The organism is Caballeronia sp. LZ008 (assembly GCF_031451435.1).
In the GTDB taxonomy this organism is placed as follows: Bacteria; Pseudomonadota; Gammaproteobacteria; order Burkholderiales; family Burkholderiaceae; genus Caballeronia; species Caballeronia zhejiangensis.
On sequence record NZ_JARUXK010000002.1, the window covers coordinates 671943 to 689626 of the forward strand.

17 protein-coding genes are annotated in these 17684 nt (G+C 61.9%); 10 read left to right on the forward strand and 7 right to left on the reverse strand.

The window, feature by feature from the left end:
* Window positions 1-54 precede the first annotated feature (54 nt).
* A complete protein-coding gene (locus tag QCE49_RS17495; RefSeq protein ID WP_250457027.1) occupies window positions 55-1608 on the forward strand; it encodes an amino acid adenylation domain-containing protein in 1554 nt (517 codons plus the stop codon).
* 27 nt (window positions 1609-1635) lie between these two features.
* On the opposite strand, the gene QCE49_RS17500 is transcribed toward QCE49_RS17495, so the two are convergent.
* A complete protein-coding gene (locus QCE49_RS17500) occupies window positions 1636-2811 on the reverse strand; it encodes an aminotransferase class V-fold PLP-dependent enzyme (protein WP_250441411.1) in 1176 nt (391 codons plus the stop codon).
* Between the two features lie 303 nt (window positions 2812-3114).
* On the opposite strand from QCE49_RS17500, the gene QCE49_RS17505 reads away from it, so the two are divergent.
* Window positions 3115-3969 carry an IclR family transcriptional regulator gene (locus QCE49_RS17505; protein ID WP_008346531.1) on the forward strand — a complete coding sequence of 285 codons (855 nt, stop codon included), beginning with the start codon at window positions 3115-3117 and terminating at the stop codon, window positions 3967-3969.
* On the opposite strand, the gene QCE49_RS17510 is transcribed toward QCE49_RS17505, so the two are convergent.
* Window positions 3970-5052: a succinylglutamate desuccinylase/aspartoacylase family protein gene (locus tag QCE49_RS17510; protein ID WP_008346529.1), complete on the reverse strand. Its 1083-nt coding sequence runs from the start codon at window positions 5050-5052 to the stop codon at window positions 3970-3972.
* Between the two features lie 178 nt (window positions 5053-5230).
* Between QCE49_RS17510 and QCE49_RS17515 the strand changes: the two genes are divergently transcribed.
* Genes QCE49_RS17515 through QCE49_RS17530 form a run of 4 tightly spaced genes read left to right on the forward strand, consistent with a single transcriptional unit; the run spans window position 5231 to window position 8248 of the window.
* Window positions 5231-5926 (forward strand): ABC transporter permease, encoded by a 696-nt coding sequence (locus tag QCE49_RS17515; RefSeq protein ID WP_250457028.1) that lies wholly within the window; start codon window positions 5231-5233, stop codon window positions 5924-5926.
* Complete coding sequence (locus tag QCE49_RS17520) at window positions 5923-6633, forward strand: ABC transporter permease (RefSeq protein WP_008346524.1); 711 nt, start codon at window positions 5923-5925, stop codon at window positions 6631-6633. Before QCE49_RS17515 ends, QCE49_RS17520 begins: the two co-directional genes overlap by 4 nt.
* A complete protein-coding gene (locus QCE49_RS17525; RefSeq protein WP_250457029.1) occupies window positions 6630-7427 on the forward strand; it encodes an ABC transporter ATP-binding protein in 798 nt (265 codons plus the stop codon). The genes QCE49_RS17520 and QCE49_RS17525 overlap by 4 nt, the downstream gene beginning before the upstream one ends.
* A gap of 50 nt (window positions 7428-7477) precedes the next feature.
* Window positions 7478-8248: an ABC transporter substrate-binding protein gene (locus QCE49_RS17530; protein WP_175980174.1), complete on the forward strand. Its 771-nt coding sequence runs from the start codon at window positions 7478-7480 to the stop codon at window positions 8246-8248.
* Window positions 8249-8288: 40 nt separating this feature from the next.
* Here QCE49_RS17530 and QCE49_RS17535 read toward each other — a convergent pair whose 3' ends face one another.
* Window positions 8289-9575 carry a GAF domain-containing sensor histidine kinase gene (locus tag QCE49_RS17535; protein ID WP_309806231.1) on the reverse strand — a complete coding sequence of 429 codons (1287 nt, stop codon included), beginning with the start codon at window positions 9573-9575 and terminating at the stop codon, window positions 8289-8291.
* Window positions 9576-9583: 8 nt separating this feature from the next.
* On the opposite strand from QCE49_RS17535, the gene QCE49_RS17540 reads away from it, so the two are divergent.
* The 3 genes from QCE49_RS17540 to QCE49_RS17550 all read left to right on the forward strand — a co-directional run bounded on the left by QCE49_RS17540 (window position 9584) and on the right by QCE49_RS17550 (window position 11942).
* Entirely contained in the window at window positions 9584-10285 is a 702-nt protein-coding gene (locus QCE49_RS17540) for a hypothetical protein (RefSeq protein ID WP_250457030.1), read from the forward strand.
* Window positions 10286-10388: 103 nt separating this feature from the next.
* The gene (locus QCE49_RS17545; protein ID WP_008346513.1) at window positions 10389-10805 is read left to right on the forward strand and encodes a CopG family transcriptional regulator; all 417 of its coding nucleotides are present in this window, start codon (window positions 10389-10391) and stop codon (window positions 10803-10805) included.
* Window positions 10806-10838: 33 nt separating this feature from the next.
* Window positions 10839-11942, forward strand: a complete 1104-nt coding sequence (locus tag QCE49_RS17550) for a PHB depolymerase family esterase (RefSeq protein ID WP_008346510.1) — start codon at window positions 10839-10841, stop codon at window positions 11940-11942.
* 79 nt (window positions 11943-12021) lie between these two features.
* On the opposite strand, the gene QCE49_RS17555 is transcribed toward QCE49_RS17550, so the two are convergent.
* From QCE49_RS17555 to QCE49_RS17570, 4 genes are read right to left on the reverse strand one after another with little or no spacing between them, the layout of a single operon-like run.
* Entirely contained in the window at window positions 12022-13407 is a 1386-nt protein-coding gene (locus QCE49_RS17555) for a tripartite tricarboxylate transporter permease (protein ID WP_061133369.1), read from the reverse strand.
* A complete protein-coding gene (locus QCE49_RS17560; RefSeq protein WP_250437640.1) occupies window positions 13407-13889 on the reverse strand; it encodes a hypothetical protein in 483 nt (160 codons plus the stop codon). The genes QCE49_RS17555 and QCE49_RS17560 overlap by 1 nt, the downstream gene beginning before the upstream one ends.
* A 22-nt stretch (window positions 13890-13911) precedes the next feature.
* Entirely contained in the window at window positions 13912-14850 is a 939-nt protein-coding gene (locus QCE49_RS17565; protein WP_309806235.1) for a hydroxymethylglutaryl-CoA lyase, read from the reverse strand.
* Window positions 14843-16126, reverse strand: coding sequence for a hydroxymethylglutaryl-CoA reductase, degradative (locus tag QCE49_RS17570; RefSeq protein WP_008346501.1), 1284 nt, complete (start codon window positions 16124-16126; stop codon window positions 14843-14845). The genes QCE49_RS17565 and QCE49_RS17570 overlap by 8 nt, the downstream gene beginning before the upstream one ends.
* Window positions 16127-16302: 176 nt before the next feature.
* Here QCE49_RS17570 and QCE49_RS17575 point away from each other — a divergent pair, with 176 nt between their 5' ends.
* Window positions 16303-17679 (forward strand): PLP-dependent aminotransferase family protein, encoded by a 1377-nt coding sequence (locus QCE49_RS17575; RefSeq protein ID WP_175980356.1) that lies wholly within the window; start codon window positions 16303-16305, stop codon window positions 17677-17679.
* Window positions 17680-17684: the final 5 nt, after the last annotated feature.

Below are 17684 nucleotides of genomic sequence, written 5' to 3' on the forward strand. Positions count from 1 at the left end.
GCAGTCGCGGACTCGAAAAAAACATCAACACTCGTGTGCCAGGGGGACCGTCGGATGCTGCATTCTCACTTCTTCGATTCTGCTGCGAACCAGCCGGACAGCCCTGCGTTATGGGTCGATGAGCGTCTTTACAGCTACCGCGAGATTGAAACCCGGGTCCGTCGCTTGTCGGCGGGACTGGCGGCGTTCGCACGAAGCACCTGCACGAGCCGATGCCTGCTGTTTGCATATCGCAGCGTCGGCGCGTATGTCGGCATCCTGGGCATTCTCGATGCCGGCATGGCCTATGTGCCACTCAACCCGAAGATGCCGGCAGCGCGGATCGCGGCGATCATCCGGCAATCCGGCGCGCCGTTGATGCTCGTCGATCGGCGTTGCGCCGAGTCGCTCGATGAAGTGCTGTCCCTGCTCGACGAACCTCCGCAGATTGTCCTGCTCGACGCAGACGCGGAAGAATCGCAACTTCCATCCCCTGCTTTCTCGCTCATGCAGAGCCGAGGCGCCGCGCACGACATCGCCTACATACTTTTCACGTCCGGTTCGACGGGATCGCCGAAGGGCGTGCCGATCACGCATGCGAACGCCGATGCGTACGTGAACGGCCAGTTGCAACTGGTCGACAAGGTGCGCGATGCGCGTTACATGCAGCTATGCGAGCTGAGCTTCGATCCGTCCGTGCATGACATGTTCGTCTGCTGGGCGAACGGCGGCTGCCTATATGTGCCCGAAAACGTCGATCCCGTCGGTAACGCGAGCTTCGTCCAGACGCACCGGATCACGCATTGGTGCAGCGTGCCATCGGTCGCCGGCATCATGCAGCAAATGCGCAAGCTGCCAGCGGGCGCATTTCCGAGCATTCGCGTGTCGATGTTCGGCGGCGAGCCGTTGCCTCGCTCGCTCGCGCAGGCGTGGATGCGTGCCGCGCCGAACAGCCGGCTGCTGCACATGTACGGGCCCACGGAAGCGACCGTCGCCTGTACGTGCTTCGAAGTCACGCCCGAATTCCTGGACGATCCGCAGCACACGGTCATACCGTTGGGCCAGGGCCTGCCCGGCGTGGAACTCATGATCGTGGATGCCGAGCTCGAACCGGTCGCCCCGGGCCAGACGGGCGAATTGCTGATCGCGGGACCGCAGCTTGCCGAAGGCTATCTGTCGTCCGACGAACCCGGCAATAGCCGGTTCATCGCGATGAACTATCCGGGCAAGACCGCGCATCGCTGGTATCGATCCTCCGACGCCGCGCGCGAAACGACGCCACACGGGATCGTGTTTCAGGGCCGTCTCGATACACAGGTGAAAATCCGCGGCCACCGGCTCGAGCTGGAAGAAGTCGAACATGTCGTGCAAGCGGCCAGCCACGCCGCGTCGTGCGCGGTTGTCCCGTGGCCGCTCGACGAAGTCGGACGAGCAACCGGCCTCGTCGCGTTCGTGACGAATCCGGAAGTCGAGACCACGCATGTTTGGCGGGCGTGCCGGCAGCGTCTGCCGGTCTATGCGATGCCGCAACGGATCGTCATCATCGATGCGTTCCCGCTGACGGTGAACGGCAAAATCGACAGAAAGGCGCTCGCGGAATATTGCGCGCGCGGCGAGGTCGCGGCGTGAGGCGTGGGGCGATCGGCCCGCGTCGTTTCAATCGATCTGCTCCGTCGCGGCCAGCGTACCTGTCGTAAGGCCGATACGAAGCATTTCTATCAGCCGTTCGATGTCGCCTACGGTGTTGAACATCGCGAGCGACACGCGGATGCCGCCACGCTCCGGCGAGACGCGCACGTTGTTTCGAGCGAAGTAGTCGGTCCACTTGTCGACCGGCAGTTTCAGCACGTATATGTGATTGCGCTTGCCACGCGCTCGCGGACCGACGACGCTCACACCCAGCGCATCGAGGCGTTCGAGCAGCAGATCGCCGAGCGCCAGCACATGCTTCTGGATCGCCGCGACGCCTACGCTCTGAATGAGGCAAATCGCCGCGGAAAGTGCGTGCAGGTCCGGGAGATTGACGTTGCCGAATTCGAAGCGCCGCGCGTCCTTGCGTAAAGCCATGTCGTCGGGACGGGCGACATAGTCGGCTGGCGGATTCGCCATGCTGGACATCGCAAGGTAAGCCGGCTGCAATTCGTCGAGACCGTCGGCGATATAAAGCACGCCGAGTCCTTGCGGCACGAGCAAGCCCTTGTGCGTGCCGGCTGCCAGCACCGAAATGTTCAGCGCCTTGACGTCGAGCGGAATGACGCCGACGGACTGCATCGCATCGACGATCAGGTAAATGCCGCGCGCCTTGCACAGCCGTCCGATGCTCATCAGGTCATGGACCTGGCCCGCATGGAACGTCACATGCGAAAGCGAAACGACTTTCGTACGCGCATCGATATACGGCTCGAACGTCTTGGCGGTGGCAATCTCGTCGTCCGGCAACGGCGCGAACCGCACTTCGATGCCATTGCGCTTGAGGTTCAACCACGCATAGGCGTTGTTGGGATGATCGCCTTCTATCAGCACGACGTTGTCGCCGGCCCGGAGCGGGACCGCGTTCGCCGCGATATTGAGTCCTTCCGACGTGTTCTTGGTGAATGCGATTTCGGTCGGCGCCGCGTTGAAGAACGTCGCGACGCTCTCGCGTGTTTCCTCGACACGTCGCAACCAGACCGGCTTCGGACCGGCCATCTCGAAGCCTTCCGACAAGAAGGCTTCGAGCGCTTCGCGCACGCTTAGCGCAAGCGGCGTCTGGTGGGCGGAGTCGAGATAAAGCTGCCTTGTGGTGACGGGGAACTGCTCGCGGACAGCGGCGAGCTTTGCAGTCGGGATCATGAGCGATGTCTCATTTCAGGTTTTCTTTGCGAGGGCATGCACGGCACGGCACGAATCCGTCGAGGCATTAGACGATCGCCGAGAAGCGATGTCAAATACATTCCGATAAGTGGAACTACCGAGTTCCTATTTATGGAATCATTAGACGGAGATGCTAAACTGGCCGCATGTCTCCCACCATCGCGAACCTTCCTGTCACCCTCCCGGCCCGCAATTCGAATCGAGTATCCTAGGGAACCGCTTTTCGCCTGATCCGCGAAGGATGCGCGGCACAGGCCCATAAAACCAGAAAACCCAGCACACATGCGCAAGGAAGAACAAGCCATCGTCGAGACGTCCGAGCCGGAGGTCTCTCCCACCGAGCGCGCGTTTCACATCATCGAAATGGCTGCGCAAACCGGTCGCGTGACGACCGCCGACATCATCACCGCGCTCGGCATTCCGAAGACCACTGCGCATCGCCTCGTCAGCAATCTCGAAGAGTTCGGCTTTCTCGAACACGGCATGGAACGCGGCCGGTATCAGGTCGGCCCGCGCCTGCTGGAACTCGCGACGAACATCCTCGCGGCATCCACCTCGCATGGGCCGATCCACGCGCTGCTGATGGAACTGTCGCGACGCACGGATGAAACGGTGAGCCTCGGCGTCATGCGCGGCTCCGAGGTCGTGTATATCGACAGCGCGATCGGCAATTCGCCGTTGACGCTCAATTTTCAGAAAGGGCATCGCGCGCCCGTGCACTGCACGTCCAGCGGGCGCGTGTTTCTGGCGAACATGGAGAAGAAGCAGCTCGACGCTTATCTGCTGAGCGGACCGTGGGAACCGATCACGCCCTACACCATCGTCGATCCGGAACGGCTCAGGCTCGAAATCGACCTCGCGCGAAAGAATGGCTATGCGACCAACGATTCCGAGTTCGCGATCGGCGTGGTCGGCGCCGCCGTGCCGATCTCGGGGCCGCACGGCCGCCTGATCGCGTGCTTGAGCATCTCGGCGCCCAAAGCGCGCAAGTCGCTGGAAGACATTACCTTGCTGGTGCCGACCTTGCAGGCAGCGGCGCTGCGAATCACAAAGATTCTCGGCGTGATCGACGGCGGAACGACCGCCGAAGACAATGCCGATACCGATAGCAAGGCGACGCGCCGCAAGCGCTCCTGATCAACCGCCCGTCACGCGACCGATCTCCGCGCCGGCGGTGACGAAGCGGATCGCGCGGCGCATGTAGAACACGCCTTTCGTGCGGCTTCTGAGCGTCGTCGTTGCACCGGTGATCGGGTCGACGATGTCGCAGATCGCCTCCCCGACCTCCACCACGTCGCCGATGTTCGCCGCGTACACCACGATGCCGCTGGTCGCGGCGTAGAAATGCTCGCTCGCCGCTTGTCGCGTCGCCGGATGAATCAAGGCGGGGCATGGCGACGGCGTATCGCGGATAGCGCCCCGATCGACGAGATAGGCAACGATCGCTCGCGCATGACGCCGCGCCGATTCATACGTGACGTCGCGCTCGCCGGCGCACTCGACGATGGCGGCGACAGCGCCCTCGCCAACCGGATACCGGTCGCCGAAGCGCGCTTCGACGTCGGCCCACGCCAGGCGCGTCCAGTCGATGAAAAGCCCGAGATCCGCGCCGTCGAACAGCATCTGCGCCCGCGATTGCAGATGGCGCGCGAGCGGTTCGACGCGCGGCCACGCGGCGGTGTCGGCATAGACGTGGACGACCGCTTCCAGCGAGCAATGAATGTCGAGAACGATGTCGGCATCGCAAGACAGCTTCAGCAGGGTCGAACGCAGCGCGTCGAATTCCGTCGTCGGCGCGCAAGCATCGAGCGATGCGCGCATTGCGTTCTTTATCGCGCGCCTGTTCGCGTCTTCGTCGCTGCCGAGACGGCCTTCCAGATGCGCGCAGATGTCCGAGGGGCGCGCGACGCCGCGATTGAAGTTCGCGGCGCTATTCAGCTCGAAGCAGCCGAAGAACTGGCCGAAGACATGCTGACTCAGGCCGATCGGATTCGCTATCGGAACGAGCGTGACGGTCGCGTCGAGCTTGCCCGCGGCTTCGAGCGCCTGGAGTTCGTCGCGCAGGACGTGCGCCGTGAGCATCGCGGGCGTTTCGTCGGCATGAAGCGATGCCTGCAGATAAACCTTCATGTCCGCGTCCGGCGGCCCGAACGTCAGGCTTACGAGATCGCGCTGCGTACCGATGGTCGCTGCGAGTAACGGCGTCCGCTTGAGTAGCACCTTTCGTCTCCTTTCTACGATGACGCGCGAGGTTCCGGCTGCGCAACGAGATTCTAAACTCGCGCATCTGAAAATGCCGTTTTCCGGTTCTAAGTAGTTCCACTCATCGGAACTTTATTGACATCGAATTTGGCATGCGCTCAAATGTGCCACATCGGACACACAAGGGACATCGTCCATGAGTTCTCTTCTACACGGATATGGCGCGCTCGTTCTCGAAGGCGCGCTGCAGACCGTGCAACTGGCGGTCTGTTCGCTGGCGCTGGCCTTCGCGATCGGCTTGCTCGGCGCCTGCGCGAAGCTGTTCGGCAGCCGATGGATCGCAAAACTGGCCCGTCTCTACACGACGATCGTGCGCGGCGCGCCGGATCTCGTGCTGATGCTGCTGCTCTACTACAGCATCCAGATTCTGCTGAACGGCATCACCGAGCGTTTGCATTGGACGCAGATCGATATCAAGCCTTTCGCGGCCGGTGTGGTCGTGCTGGGTCTGATACACGGCGCGTACTTTACCGAGACGCTCCGTGGCGCTTTTCTGGCGATTCCGCGCGGGCAACTCGAATCGGGCACTTCGCTCGGCATGTCGTTCGGCCATGTCCTTGCGCATATCCTGTTTCCGCAAATGATGCGCTATGCGCTGCCGGCGCTCGGAAACAACTGGCAAGTCATCGTCAAATCGACGGCGCTCGTATCCATCATCGGACTCTCGGATGTCGTCAAAGCCGCGCAAGACGCAGGCAAGACCACCACGCACTACTTCTTTTTTATCGGCGTGGCCGCATTCGTTTATTTGCTGATCACGACAGCATCCAATCTCGTATTACGTCACCTCGAAAATCGATATGACGTCGGCGTGCGCAAGGTGAACGTATGATCGACATCTTCCGCGAATACTGGCGGCACTATCTTTATACCGACGGCTATCAGTTCACCGGATTGATCGTCACGATCTGGCTGCTGCTGTTCTCCGTCGTGCTCGGATCCGCACTGGCGGTACCGATGGCCATCGCGCGCAGTTCCGCGAACCGTTTCGTGTCGCGCGCGGTCTGGCTTTACACCTATCTGTTTCGTGGCACACCGCTATTCGTTCAGTTACTGCTTTGCTATACGGGCGTGTTCAGCCTCGACGTGATTCGTAATCACGAGCTCACGAACGCGTTCTTTCGGGACGGAATGCATTGTTCGCTACTCGTTTTCGCATTGAATACATGCGCCTACACGACCGAGATTTTCGCCGGCGCGATCAAGGCCACGCCTGCGGGCGAGATCGAAGCCGGCGTGGCCGCGGGAATGTCGACGTTGCAGCTTTATCTGCACGTCATTCTCCCCTCCGCGCTGCGGCGCTCGTTACCGAGTTATAGCAATGAAGTCATTCTGGTCTTCCATTCGACTTCCGTTGCATTCGCCGCAACCGTGCCGGATCTGCTGAAAGTGGCGCGCGACGTGAATTCCGCGACCTATCAATCGTTCGCCGCATTCGGCATTGCGTTTCTGCTCTATTCCGCGATCACCTTTTCGCTGGTCTGGCTCTTTCGCCAGGCGGAAAACCGTTGGCTCGCTTACCTGACACCGCAAAAATGACTAACGATGTCTGCATCGAATCGTCGCGTTCACCTGAAAAAGTCGTGGTCGCCGATCTTCACAAGAGCTTCGGTACGCACGAAGTGCTGAAAGGCGTGTCGCTCAGCGCGCGCGCCGGCGACGTCATCAGCGTTCTCGGCTCGTCGGGCTCGGGCAAAAGCACGCTCTTGCGCTGCATGAACTTGCTCGAACATCCGTCGGCGGGCCGCATCTTCGTCAATCAGACGGAAATCCGCATGAAGCAGGACAGAACGGGCACGCTCAGGCCGGTCGACAAACATCAGTTGCGGCGCATACGGTCCAAGCTCGCGATGGTGTTTCAGCACTTCAACTTATGGCCGCATATGACGGTGCTCGAAAACGTGATTCATGCGCCGATTCACGTACTCGGACTCGGTCGGCGCGAAGCCGAAGAATATGGCCGGGCCAATCTCGACAAGGTCGGTTTGGGCGTCGATATCGCCGGCCGTTACCCCGCGCATCTCTCGGGTGGCCAGCAACAGCGCGTCGCAATCGCCCGCGCACTGACGATGGATCCCGACGTTCTGCTTTTCGACGAGCCGACTTCCGCTCTCGATCCCGAACTCGTGTCCGAGGTGTTGAAGGTCATGCAGAAACTCGCGGCGGAAGGACGGACGATGATCGTGGTGACGCATGAGATGAACTTCGCCCGCAATGTTTCCAGCGAGATCATTTTTCTGCATGAAGGACGAATCGAAGAGCAAGGAAAACCGGCGGACCTGTTCGCCAATTCCGCAAGCAGCCGGCTCCGAAGGTTTCTGTCCGCGGCATAGCTTTTCTTTCTCTTTATCGACAACAAGATCATCAGCCGGAGACTTTTGTAATGAAACGATTCGTGTCGACCCTGCTGTTTTGCGCGGCCGCCTTCACCTCATCGTATGCAAGCGCTCAGGACGCGTCGACGCTTCGATACGGCGTGGATCCGTCGCATCCGCCGTTTTCATCGCGCGACTCCAGCGGCAAGCTCGTCGGATTCGACATCGATCTCGGGACCGAAATCTGCAAGCGCATGCACGCAAAATGCGAATGGGTTCAGAACGACTTCGATGGCATGATTCCCGCGCTTCAGGCCAAGAAATTCGATGCCATTCTCGCGTCCATGTCGATTACCGACAAACGCAAACAGGTGATCGATTTCACATCGAGGTTATATAAGACGCCGAACAAACTGATCGTGCGTAAAGACACGAACCTCGAACCCACCGCGGAATCGCTGAAAGGAAAATCGATCGGTGTCCAGCAGGGCACCGTTCCCGAATCCTATGCGAAGGAACATTGGGCGCCCGCCGGCGCGCGCGTCGTTTCTTATCCGAATTTCGATCAGGTATTCGCGGATCTCGCCGCTGGCCGTCTCGATAGCTGCTTCACCGATGCAGCCGTCGGCGAGTACGGATTCCTGAGAACGCCGCAAGGCGCCGGTTTCAAGTTCACCGGCGGCAATGTCTATGCGAGCAACGGCGCGGGCATTGGAATCCGCAAGTCGGATATCGAACTGAAGGAAAAGATGAACAAGGCGATCGCCGACATGCTCGCCGACGGCACCTATAAACAACTCGCAGCCAGGTATTTCCAGTTCGATCCTTACGGCAGTTGAGAGGTTATCGTCTCGACGCCGGCATCAGCGGATCCCGACGTCACACTTGCCGAACGGGGATGATTGCAGTGAAACATGTGCCATCGGCGAGCGATGACGATACCTGCAGATCGCCATGGTGAGCCTGCACGATTTGCTTGCAGATGAAAAGACCGAGACCGAGACCCCCGCCTCGCGGTTGATCGGCGGGCCGCCAATATGGCTCGAACACTTTCCTGATGTCCTCGGGCGCAATGGCATCGCCACCGTTCTTCACGGCGATGATCAATTTCCCGGCCTCGACTTTCCCATTTACCGTAATAGGCAAGTTTGCCGCGCCATGCGTGATTGCATTGCCTAACAGATTGGACAATAGCTGCTGCATACGAACCGAATCGCAGTGGACGGTTCCTTCAATGGCGATGCTGTCTTCTATCATCAAGCCGGGATGACCCGCCTTTGCCTCGGAAACGATATCGCGCAAAAGCTTGCCGAGATCGGGCACCGGCGCGATGTGGGCGCCCAGTCCGGCGCCCAGGCGTCCGCGCGCGAAGTCCATTACATCGTCGATCAAACCCGCCATTCGGCCGGCGACCGCCTTCAATCGCAATCCGAGTTGAGTGATCTCGGTGGTTCCACCTCTGATCGAAAGATATTCGGCAATCGAATGCACCGCTGTTAGCGGATTGCGCAGGTCATGTCCGAGAACGGCGATGAACTGCTCACGCAATTCCGCGGTCTCGCGCGCGTGCGATAGCGCAGTTGCCGACGCAGAGCGGTTCTCCTCCAGTTCGAGCTCAAGCGCGATGAGCTTGGCGTACGCCTCGAACATGCAGACCGTGCGGACATCGGACAGATAGCGCGGACGCGGATCGATCGCGCATAGATTGCCGAAGTACCGGCCGTTGGATAGAACGATCGGCACGGAGATATAACTTTGAAGGTTATAGATTCTGGCCGTGTGATGACCGCAGTAACGCGGATCGTTCCCGAAGTCATCGATGACGATCGATTCGCGCGCTTCTCGCGATTCGAAGCATAGCGTCGTCTTCAGATCGAGTTGACCGCCGACTTCCAGACCGAAGCCAATGTCGTCGTGAACGGCGCACGCTGTCCATGTATTGTCTGTCACGCGCGCGACCGCGGCGTAGCCCATCGATGTTCTTTCGCAAATCGCCTTGAGCATCGAGCCCACGGCACTCACGCGGCCGATAGCCTCGATGTCGTCCTTCAGTGCGTCAGGGCCGTCTTCCCCGGTCAAAGTTATCATGTCGAATGCTGCTGAGATGTGACAAGGCCGTATTATGCGCCGCGAACATTTCTTTTTAGCTCCGAAAGTCCTGCCCAATGCGAGACATGCTGACTTCTTTCTTCTGGAGCGGCGACGCGATCCGCAGTCGTCGCGTCAGTGACATCGTTCTATCCGGCACGCTCGATCTGCCTGCGCCTCCCGCGTCGATGCTCGCGGATTGGCAGAGAGAAACCACGACGCGTCTCGCGCTGCAACCCGGTGATGTCGAGCCGATACATCTCGCGCGGACGCAATTTCGCTGGCCGGACTACAAACGCTGCGTGCAGGCCATGTCCGACTGGACCGGCGCGCTGGGGCTTCCCGCGGTGCTCGACGATAGCGACATGGCGTTGATGGCCTGTCGTGGCGCCAGGTATCACCATGACGGCGAGCAGTATGGCGGCGCCGCTTTTTGCAATCTCTTCCTGAGCGAAGACAAAGGTCTGGACTTGCACTTCCCCGCTATCGGACAACGCATTGCGCTGACGAAGGGAACGGCCGTGATCTTCGATACGGTCCAGCCTCACGGCGTCATTCAGCGCGACAGCGACCGCTTCTGCGCCGCCGACTTCCCCCCGGACCACGACTTCACCCAGATTTTCCTGACGTGGGAACTTCCCATCGAAGACGCCGATATCGGAAACGCGCTGAACGTCGTCTTCGATAGCGACCGCTCGAACGCGCTGCAACTCGAGGAAGCGCAAGTCTGGCTGAACGGCTCACGAACCGCCGTGTGCCCGGAATCGGGTTGCTGGGTGCGCGTCTGAGTCGCGATCGCGTCTGCGCTAAATCGCAAAAACCATCGTTGACGCTCTCTTGAAATCCTCCTATAACCATCCACATGGATGGTTATGGGAGGTTTTTCACACTATGGCAAAAGAAGTGCCGGATCGCTCGCGAGGCAGCGAAACCGAAAAAATCACGATCAATCTCGGTCCGGTCGACTTGGGCCAGATCGATCTGCTCGTCGAGGAAGGCTTTTACTCGAACCGGACGGATCTGATCCGCACGGCCATCCGCAATCAGTTGTCGATTCATGCGCCGGCTCTGAAGGACACCGTGACGCGCCGCGAACTCGTGCTCGGCCTTCAGCATTTTTCGAAACAGGATCTCGAGGCGGCATGCGCGGCCAATCAGCGTCTGCGGATTCAGGTGCTCGGTTTGGCGAGCATTGCCATGGACGTCTCCCCCGAACTCGCGCTGGCAGCGATCGACTCGATTCTGGTTCGAGGCGCGCTCCATGCGTCACCGGCAGTCAAGGCCGCATTGGCGGATCGAATCCGCTGATGCGCCTGACGCCTTCCCGCTAACGGAATGAACATGAAACTCAACGAAGGTTTTTTGGACTCGATGAAAGAGGCATTCGCGCTCTTTCGCAGCAACGATCCCGCCGCGGCCGCGGAAATCGTCAAACGCGCCATGCGCGGCGAACGGACGGACACGGCAACCGCGCACCCTAACCCGCAGGACGACACGACGACCGCGCGATTCGCCGATCTCTTGCAACCCCGGCGCCACGCCGGCAAGACGCGGACTGATGCGGACGTGCAGGATCGCGGGCACTTCAGCACGCGTCGTTATGTCGGCGCCGCCGGTCAACGCGATTACAAGGTCTACGTTCCCGCTCATTCACGTCGCGATCCTTTACCGCTGATCGTCATGCTGCACGGCTGCACCCAGGACGCCGACGACTTCGCATCCGGCACGCGGATGAACGCGCTCGCCGAAACGCACGGCTTTATCGTCGCTTATCCGATCCAGCCGCAGAACGCGAATACGTCGAAATGCTGGAACTGGTTCAGGCACGGCGACCAGCAGCGCGACCACGGCGAGCCGTCGCTGATCGCGGGCATCACGCGAGAGGTGATGGCCGATCACGACGTCGATCCGAAACGCGTCTTCGTTGCAGGGCTTTCGGCCGGCGGCGCAATGGCGGCGATCGTGGCGCAAACCTATCCCGACCTTTACGCGGCAGCAGGCATTCACTCGGGCCTGCCCGTGGGATGCGCGCACGACTTGCCATCGGCGCTGGCGGCCATGCGCGGTGGCAAGGCCCGATCCAAGGCGCGCAAAGCCGGCCGGGCGGACATTCATCACGCGCAGGCGTCGCAATGCCCGCTGATCGTCTTTCACGGCGATGCCGATGCCACCGTGCATCCTTCGAACGCCAACGAACTGGTACGCGAGTTTTCTGCGAGCGAAGCGGCACCCGCCCGCGCGTCGAGCGGTGACGGCCGCGCGCGCAAACATACGGTCCGGCACATGACGTCGCAAGCCGGGGTGGATGCAGAACTCTGGATCATCCACGGCGCGCCGCATGCGTGGTCCGGTGGCTCGTCAAGCGGAAGCTATACCGATCCGTCCGGCCCCGACGCCAGTGCCGAAATGCTGCGATTCTTTCTCGAACATCCGCGCCGGCAGTGAGCGGTCGCCTTTGCGCCCTCGATCGGCGGCGTCCGACCGGTTGCCGCCGGTCGGATAACGAAACGCAGCGCGCATCGCGTCACGCGCCAAAGGCCTTCGTCAAAGCCGGCACGCTCAACACCGCCGTGTAATAGCCCATGAACTGCACGCCGGTATTGAAGCCGAAGTTGCGCGACAGCAATCCGCCGAGCAAGCCCACGCTCAGAATCACGAGCAGACCGAGCAGTTGCCCTTCCCACACGCTGATTACGACGATCAGACCGACGAACGTCGCGATGATCGCCTCGTGACTCAGCTTCCTCGCGACGAACGACGCCGCGCGATGCGCGTAGTTCATCGACAGCGGATACGCGACGAGCGCCGCGAGCACGACCGCGAGCAAGCCGAAGCCGAGGAACTGCCACGTCGTCATCAACGTATGCAGATTGTTGATGTGGCCCGTCGCCGTATCGACGAAAAAGCGCGGCGGTGCGTTGAATAGCGGCGCGGCCGGTCCCGCCGCGACAGGACTCAGCGGCAGACCGAACGCGATCAGCGGAATCAGCGCTTCGGCGATGTAAGTCGCTTCGGTCACGCCGTTGCGCGCGGAGATCACCGTCGTCAGGCGATGATACGCATGCTTCACACGCGAGCCGACGAGTTCGCCGAGCACGACCGTCATCGCGACCGGGCTGAACACGAATGTCGCGCTCGATATCGCCGCGGTGGCCGCGACCCAGCCGCGTTGCTGGCCGTCCAGCACTTTCATCGGATTGGGGAAGTAGCCGCTCCAGCCCTTCACGTCGGGCGCGAGCGAGAACGTGCGGACGCGTTCGCGGCGCATGCGGGCGCGATCGGCGGGCGAGAGTATCGAGAACAGATCGGCGATGAGCGGCCCGATCGCGATGCCGAGGAAGTAGCTCACCGAGAGCTTCACGCCGTATTTGCCCGTGAGCGCCTGAAGACCGACGATCACCAGCACGAACGGCACGAGCAGAAACACCGAGGCCCATCGTCCCGACGAAAAGAACGCAATGGCGACCGATGCCGCGAGAAACACCCACGGCGCGGCCTTCGTGATGACCGGCCCGAACGGCGCGAGCAGCACCGCGAACAGCACCGCGAGCGGCACGGCGACGAACGCCGCGACGATCGCGCCCGAGATCATCTTGCGCAGGGCGATATGCGGCACGCCGAGGTTGCGCAGCATCGTCGCCTGTTGCAGCAGGGGCGTGGCGAGCGTGTCGCCGGGAATGCCGAGCAAGGCGGTCGGAATCGCGTGCGTCATGTGCTTCGACACCGCGCCCGCCATGAAGAACGAAAACACGCCGACGGGCGGCACGCCGAGCAGCACGACGAGCAAGGTGAGCGGCGCGAGCGTCGTGGTTTCATCGGTGCCCGAAATGAGGCCGATGCCGGAGAACACGATCGCGCCGATGAGTCCCATGCCGAGCGCGACGAGCAGTTGAGTGACGAACGGTTCCATCAGCGCGCTCCTTCGCGTTGTTCATCGCGTTGTTCATATTCGGCGAAAAGCTCGTACAAACCGAGCTCCTTCATTTCCGCGACGACCGAAGGCGGCAGGTCCGCGACGCGCCCGAGTCCGCCCGCTTCGTTCGCGAGCTGCTTCAGCACTTCCTCGCGGCCCGCCGCGCCGTGCGCTTCCTCGACCACTTCGCGCTTCGGCTTGAAGAGCTTCGCGCAGACCGCGCCCGCGATCAGGCATCCGGCGAGGCCGACGAGCATCGCGTAAGCGCGGGCCATCGCGGCATCGGGCACATAAGCGGCGAGCACGCGATTCGCGATGGCGAACGCGCCGTAGCTGATCGCGATGCCGAGCACGACCGACCACGCGAGATGCCGCGTATCGACGGTATCGCCCCATATTTCGACGAGCTGATACTCCGTCGTTTCGGCGCTTTGCGAGAGCGCCCGGCCGCGCTCGTGCGCGGCGAGTTGCTGTTCCATGTCTCCTCCTTGAATGGAGTGATCAGATGCACTGCTTTTCTTGTCGCTGACGCTTGGCCTCGAGTGCGCGCGCCACGCGCGATGACGTTTCGCGCTTCAATGCCGTCGAAATGAACGCGCCCGCTTGCACAAGTCCGTTCAGATCGATGCCCGTCTCGATGCCCATGCCCTCGCACAAATAGACGATGTCCTCCGTTGCGGCGTTGCCCGTCGCGCCCGGCGAATACGGACATCCGCCGATGCCCGATACCGAGCCATCGAACACCGCGACGCCGCGTTGCAGCGCCGCGTGCACGTTCGCGGCGGCCATGCCCCACGTATCGTGGAAGTGACCGGCGAGCGCATCGACGGGAATGTGTTCGATGCACGCGTCGAGCATCGCCTGGGTTTTTCGCGGCGTGCCCGCGCCGATGGTATCGCCGAGACTGATCTCGGAGCAGCCCATGTCGAAGAGCTTCCTTGCGACGCGCGCGACGGCTTGCGGCGCAATCTCGCCTTCGAACGGGCATCCGAGCACGCAGGATACATAGCCGCGAATGCGTACGTTCGCCTCGCGCGCCGCCGCGATCACCGGTTCGAAGCGCGCGATGCTTTCGTCGATCGAACAGTTGATGTTCTTCTGCGAGAACGATTCGGATGCCGCCGCGAAGACCGCGATTTCATCGACATGCGATGCGAGCGCGGCGTCGAGGCCCTTCATGTTCGGCACGAGCGCGGCGAGCGTCGTGTGCGTGGCGCGCGCCTTGTCGCGCACGCGTTCGAGCACGTGCGCGCCATCGGCCATTTGCGGCACCCATTTCGGCGATACGAACGAGGCCGCTTCGACATAGCGCACGCCCGCATCGATCAGGCGCTCGATGAGTTCGGCCTTCACATCGGCCGATACGGGCGACGGCTCGTTCTGCAAGCCGTCGCGCGGACCGACTTCGACGATGCGTACGCGCTTTGGCAGCTCATTCATCGCGCGGCCCTTGCAGAAGACTCATGCCGTAATCGACGCTCACGTTGCGCGCGGCGACCATCTTCTTCACGACCCAGTCGATATCCGTGCCACTCGCGCCCGCTGCCAGCGCGATGTTGCGCGCGTGCAGCGCCATGTGGCCGCGCTGGATGCCCTCCGTCGAGAGCGCACGCAACGCGCCCATGTTCTGCGCGAGACCGACCGCGACGGCGATCTCGCCGAGTTCCTGCGCCGAGCCCACGTTCATGATCTTCAACGCGAGACGCGCGAGCGGATGCGTCTTCGTCGCGCCGCCGACGAGTCCGACGGGCATCGGCATTTCGATCGTGCCGACGAGGTCGCCGTCGTTCGCCACTTCCCACGTCGTCAGCGACGTATAGCGCCCGCCGCGGCTCGCGTACGCGTGCGCGCCCGCCTCGACCGCGCGCCAGTCGTTGCCCGTCGCGACGATCACCGGATCGATCCCGTTCATGATGCCCTTGTTGTGCGTGGCGGCGCGATACGGATCGATCGCTGCGAACAGATACGCATCGACGACGCCGGCGATCACGTCCTCGCCCGCGTATTCCTTCGTTTGCAGCGTGGCCGCACTGTAGCGAACCTGCGCGCGCGCGAGGCGCAGATCCGCGAGATTCGACAGGATGCGCAGACGCACCTTGCCGCCCGTGATTTCCTCCATGCGGCCCGCGACGGTTTCGGCCATCGTGTTGACGGTGTTCGCGCCCATTGCGTCGCGCACGTCGACGATCAGATGCGCGACGATCATCGCGCCGCGCGGCGTGTCCGGAAACACGTGCACTTCGATGTCGCGGCAGCCGCCGCCGAGACCGATCAGCACCTTGTCGCGCGCGTTCGCCATTTCGATCAGCTCGTCGCGATGCTTGAGAATCGCAAGCCGCGCGCCATACGGGTCCGACACGCCGACGATCTGCACTTGCGCGCGCATCAACGGCCCGGTGCTGGAGGTGCGAAAGCCGCCCGCCTCGCGCGAGAGCTTCGCCATGAACGACGCCGCGGCGACGATCGACGGCTCTTCGACCGCCATCGGCACCAGCACGTCGCGGCCGTTGATCTGGAAGTAGCCCGCCACCGCCATCGGCAATTCGAACGTGCCGACGACGTTTTCGATCATGCCGTTCGCGGTTTCGAGCGGCAGCGCGCCGGGTTTCGCGAGGAGCGCGTGCTCGGCGTCGTCGAGGTCCGCTGCCTGCGCGATGTGCGAGAGGCGTTGCGCGGGCGACATCGCGCGGAAGTTCGGCAACTTCGAATCGATCATGTGTCTTCCTCTTCTGTCTGGATGTGTGTCGTGAGTGTTCGCTTTCGATGCTTGCAGCAACGCACCGGGTGAGCGAATAATAGGCTGACTGTACCCATTTCAAAGGTACAATTCCGACAAACAGTGACCTTGCTGTACCCATGACAGCAGGATCATTTTCAGAACAGGTCGATACGATGCGGCATGAGAAGCCGAGCCTGTCTGCGACACTCGCGGACAATCTCGCCAGACAGATCACCGAAGGTGTGCTGCGCGCGGGCGACAAACTCCCGTCGATCAGGGAATACGCTGAGGCGAACGGCTGCGCAAAAAACACCGTCATCAGCGCGTTCGACATGCTGACGGCGAACGGTCTCATCGAGCCGCGACGCGGCGCGGGCTTTTACGTCGCGAGCGTGGCGAAGCCGCAGCAGCATGACGAAGATGCGCCGACGCTCGATCGCGCGATGGATTCGGTCTGGCTCATGCGCGAACAGTTGCAGAGCAAGCCGGACTTTCTCAATCTCGGTGAGGGATTTCCGCCCGTCGCATGGCTCGAAGAGACGCGGCTCGATCACTTCCACCAGCGCGTCGTGCGAACCGGTGTCGCGTCGCTGTTTCGTTACGGCAGCCGCTTCGGCTATCTGCCCTTGCGTCAGCATCTGCAGCAAAAGCTCGCCGGCTATGAGATCGAAGCCGCGCCGCAACAGATCGTCCTCACGCACGGCGCGAATCAGGCGATGGACATGGTCGTGCGTTACTTCGTGCGCCCGGGCGACACCGTGCTCGTCGACGATCCCGGCTATTACGCGCTGTTCGGCAAGCTGAAGCTGTCGGGCGCGAATATCGTCGGCGTGCCGCGCGCGGTCGACGGGCCGGATATCGCGGCGCTGGAGGAGCGGCTCAAGACGCATCGGCCGCGGCTCTTCTTCACGCAATCGGTCGGACACAATCCCACCGCGACGGACATCAGCGCGGCGAAGGCGCACCGCGTTCTGCAACTGGCGGAAGCGCACGATCTGATCGTCGTCGAGAACGACGCCCTCGCCGATCTCAAGCCGCGCTCGGCGACGCGCATCAGCGCGCTGGATCAATTGCGGCGCACGATTTATATCGGCAGCTTTTCGAAGTCGGTGTCGGCGGCGCTGCGCGTGGGCTTTCTCGCCTGCGATGCCGATCTCGCCAGCGATCTCGCCGACGTGAAGATGCTCACGCACGTGAGCAGCAGCGAATACTGCGAGCGCACGCTCGATGCGATCGTCGGCGACGGACACTTCCTGCGTCACACGAACCGCTTGCAGGACCGCCTCAAACGCGCGACGGCGACGGGCGTCGAAGCGTTGACGCGTCTTGGCGCGACCATCTTCAAGGTCAGCGATCAGAGTCTTTATCTATGGGCGCGTTTGCCCGCGCACGACGATTCGATAGCGTTCGCGAAGGAGATGCTCGGCAAGCACGTGATCCTCGCGCCGGGGACGATTTTTTCCGCGCACGCGAACATCGTTTCGCCGTGGTTTCGCTTCAATGTCGCGTATCTCGGCGACCCGCGATTCTCGAACGCACTCGCGCCTTGAAACGC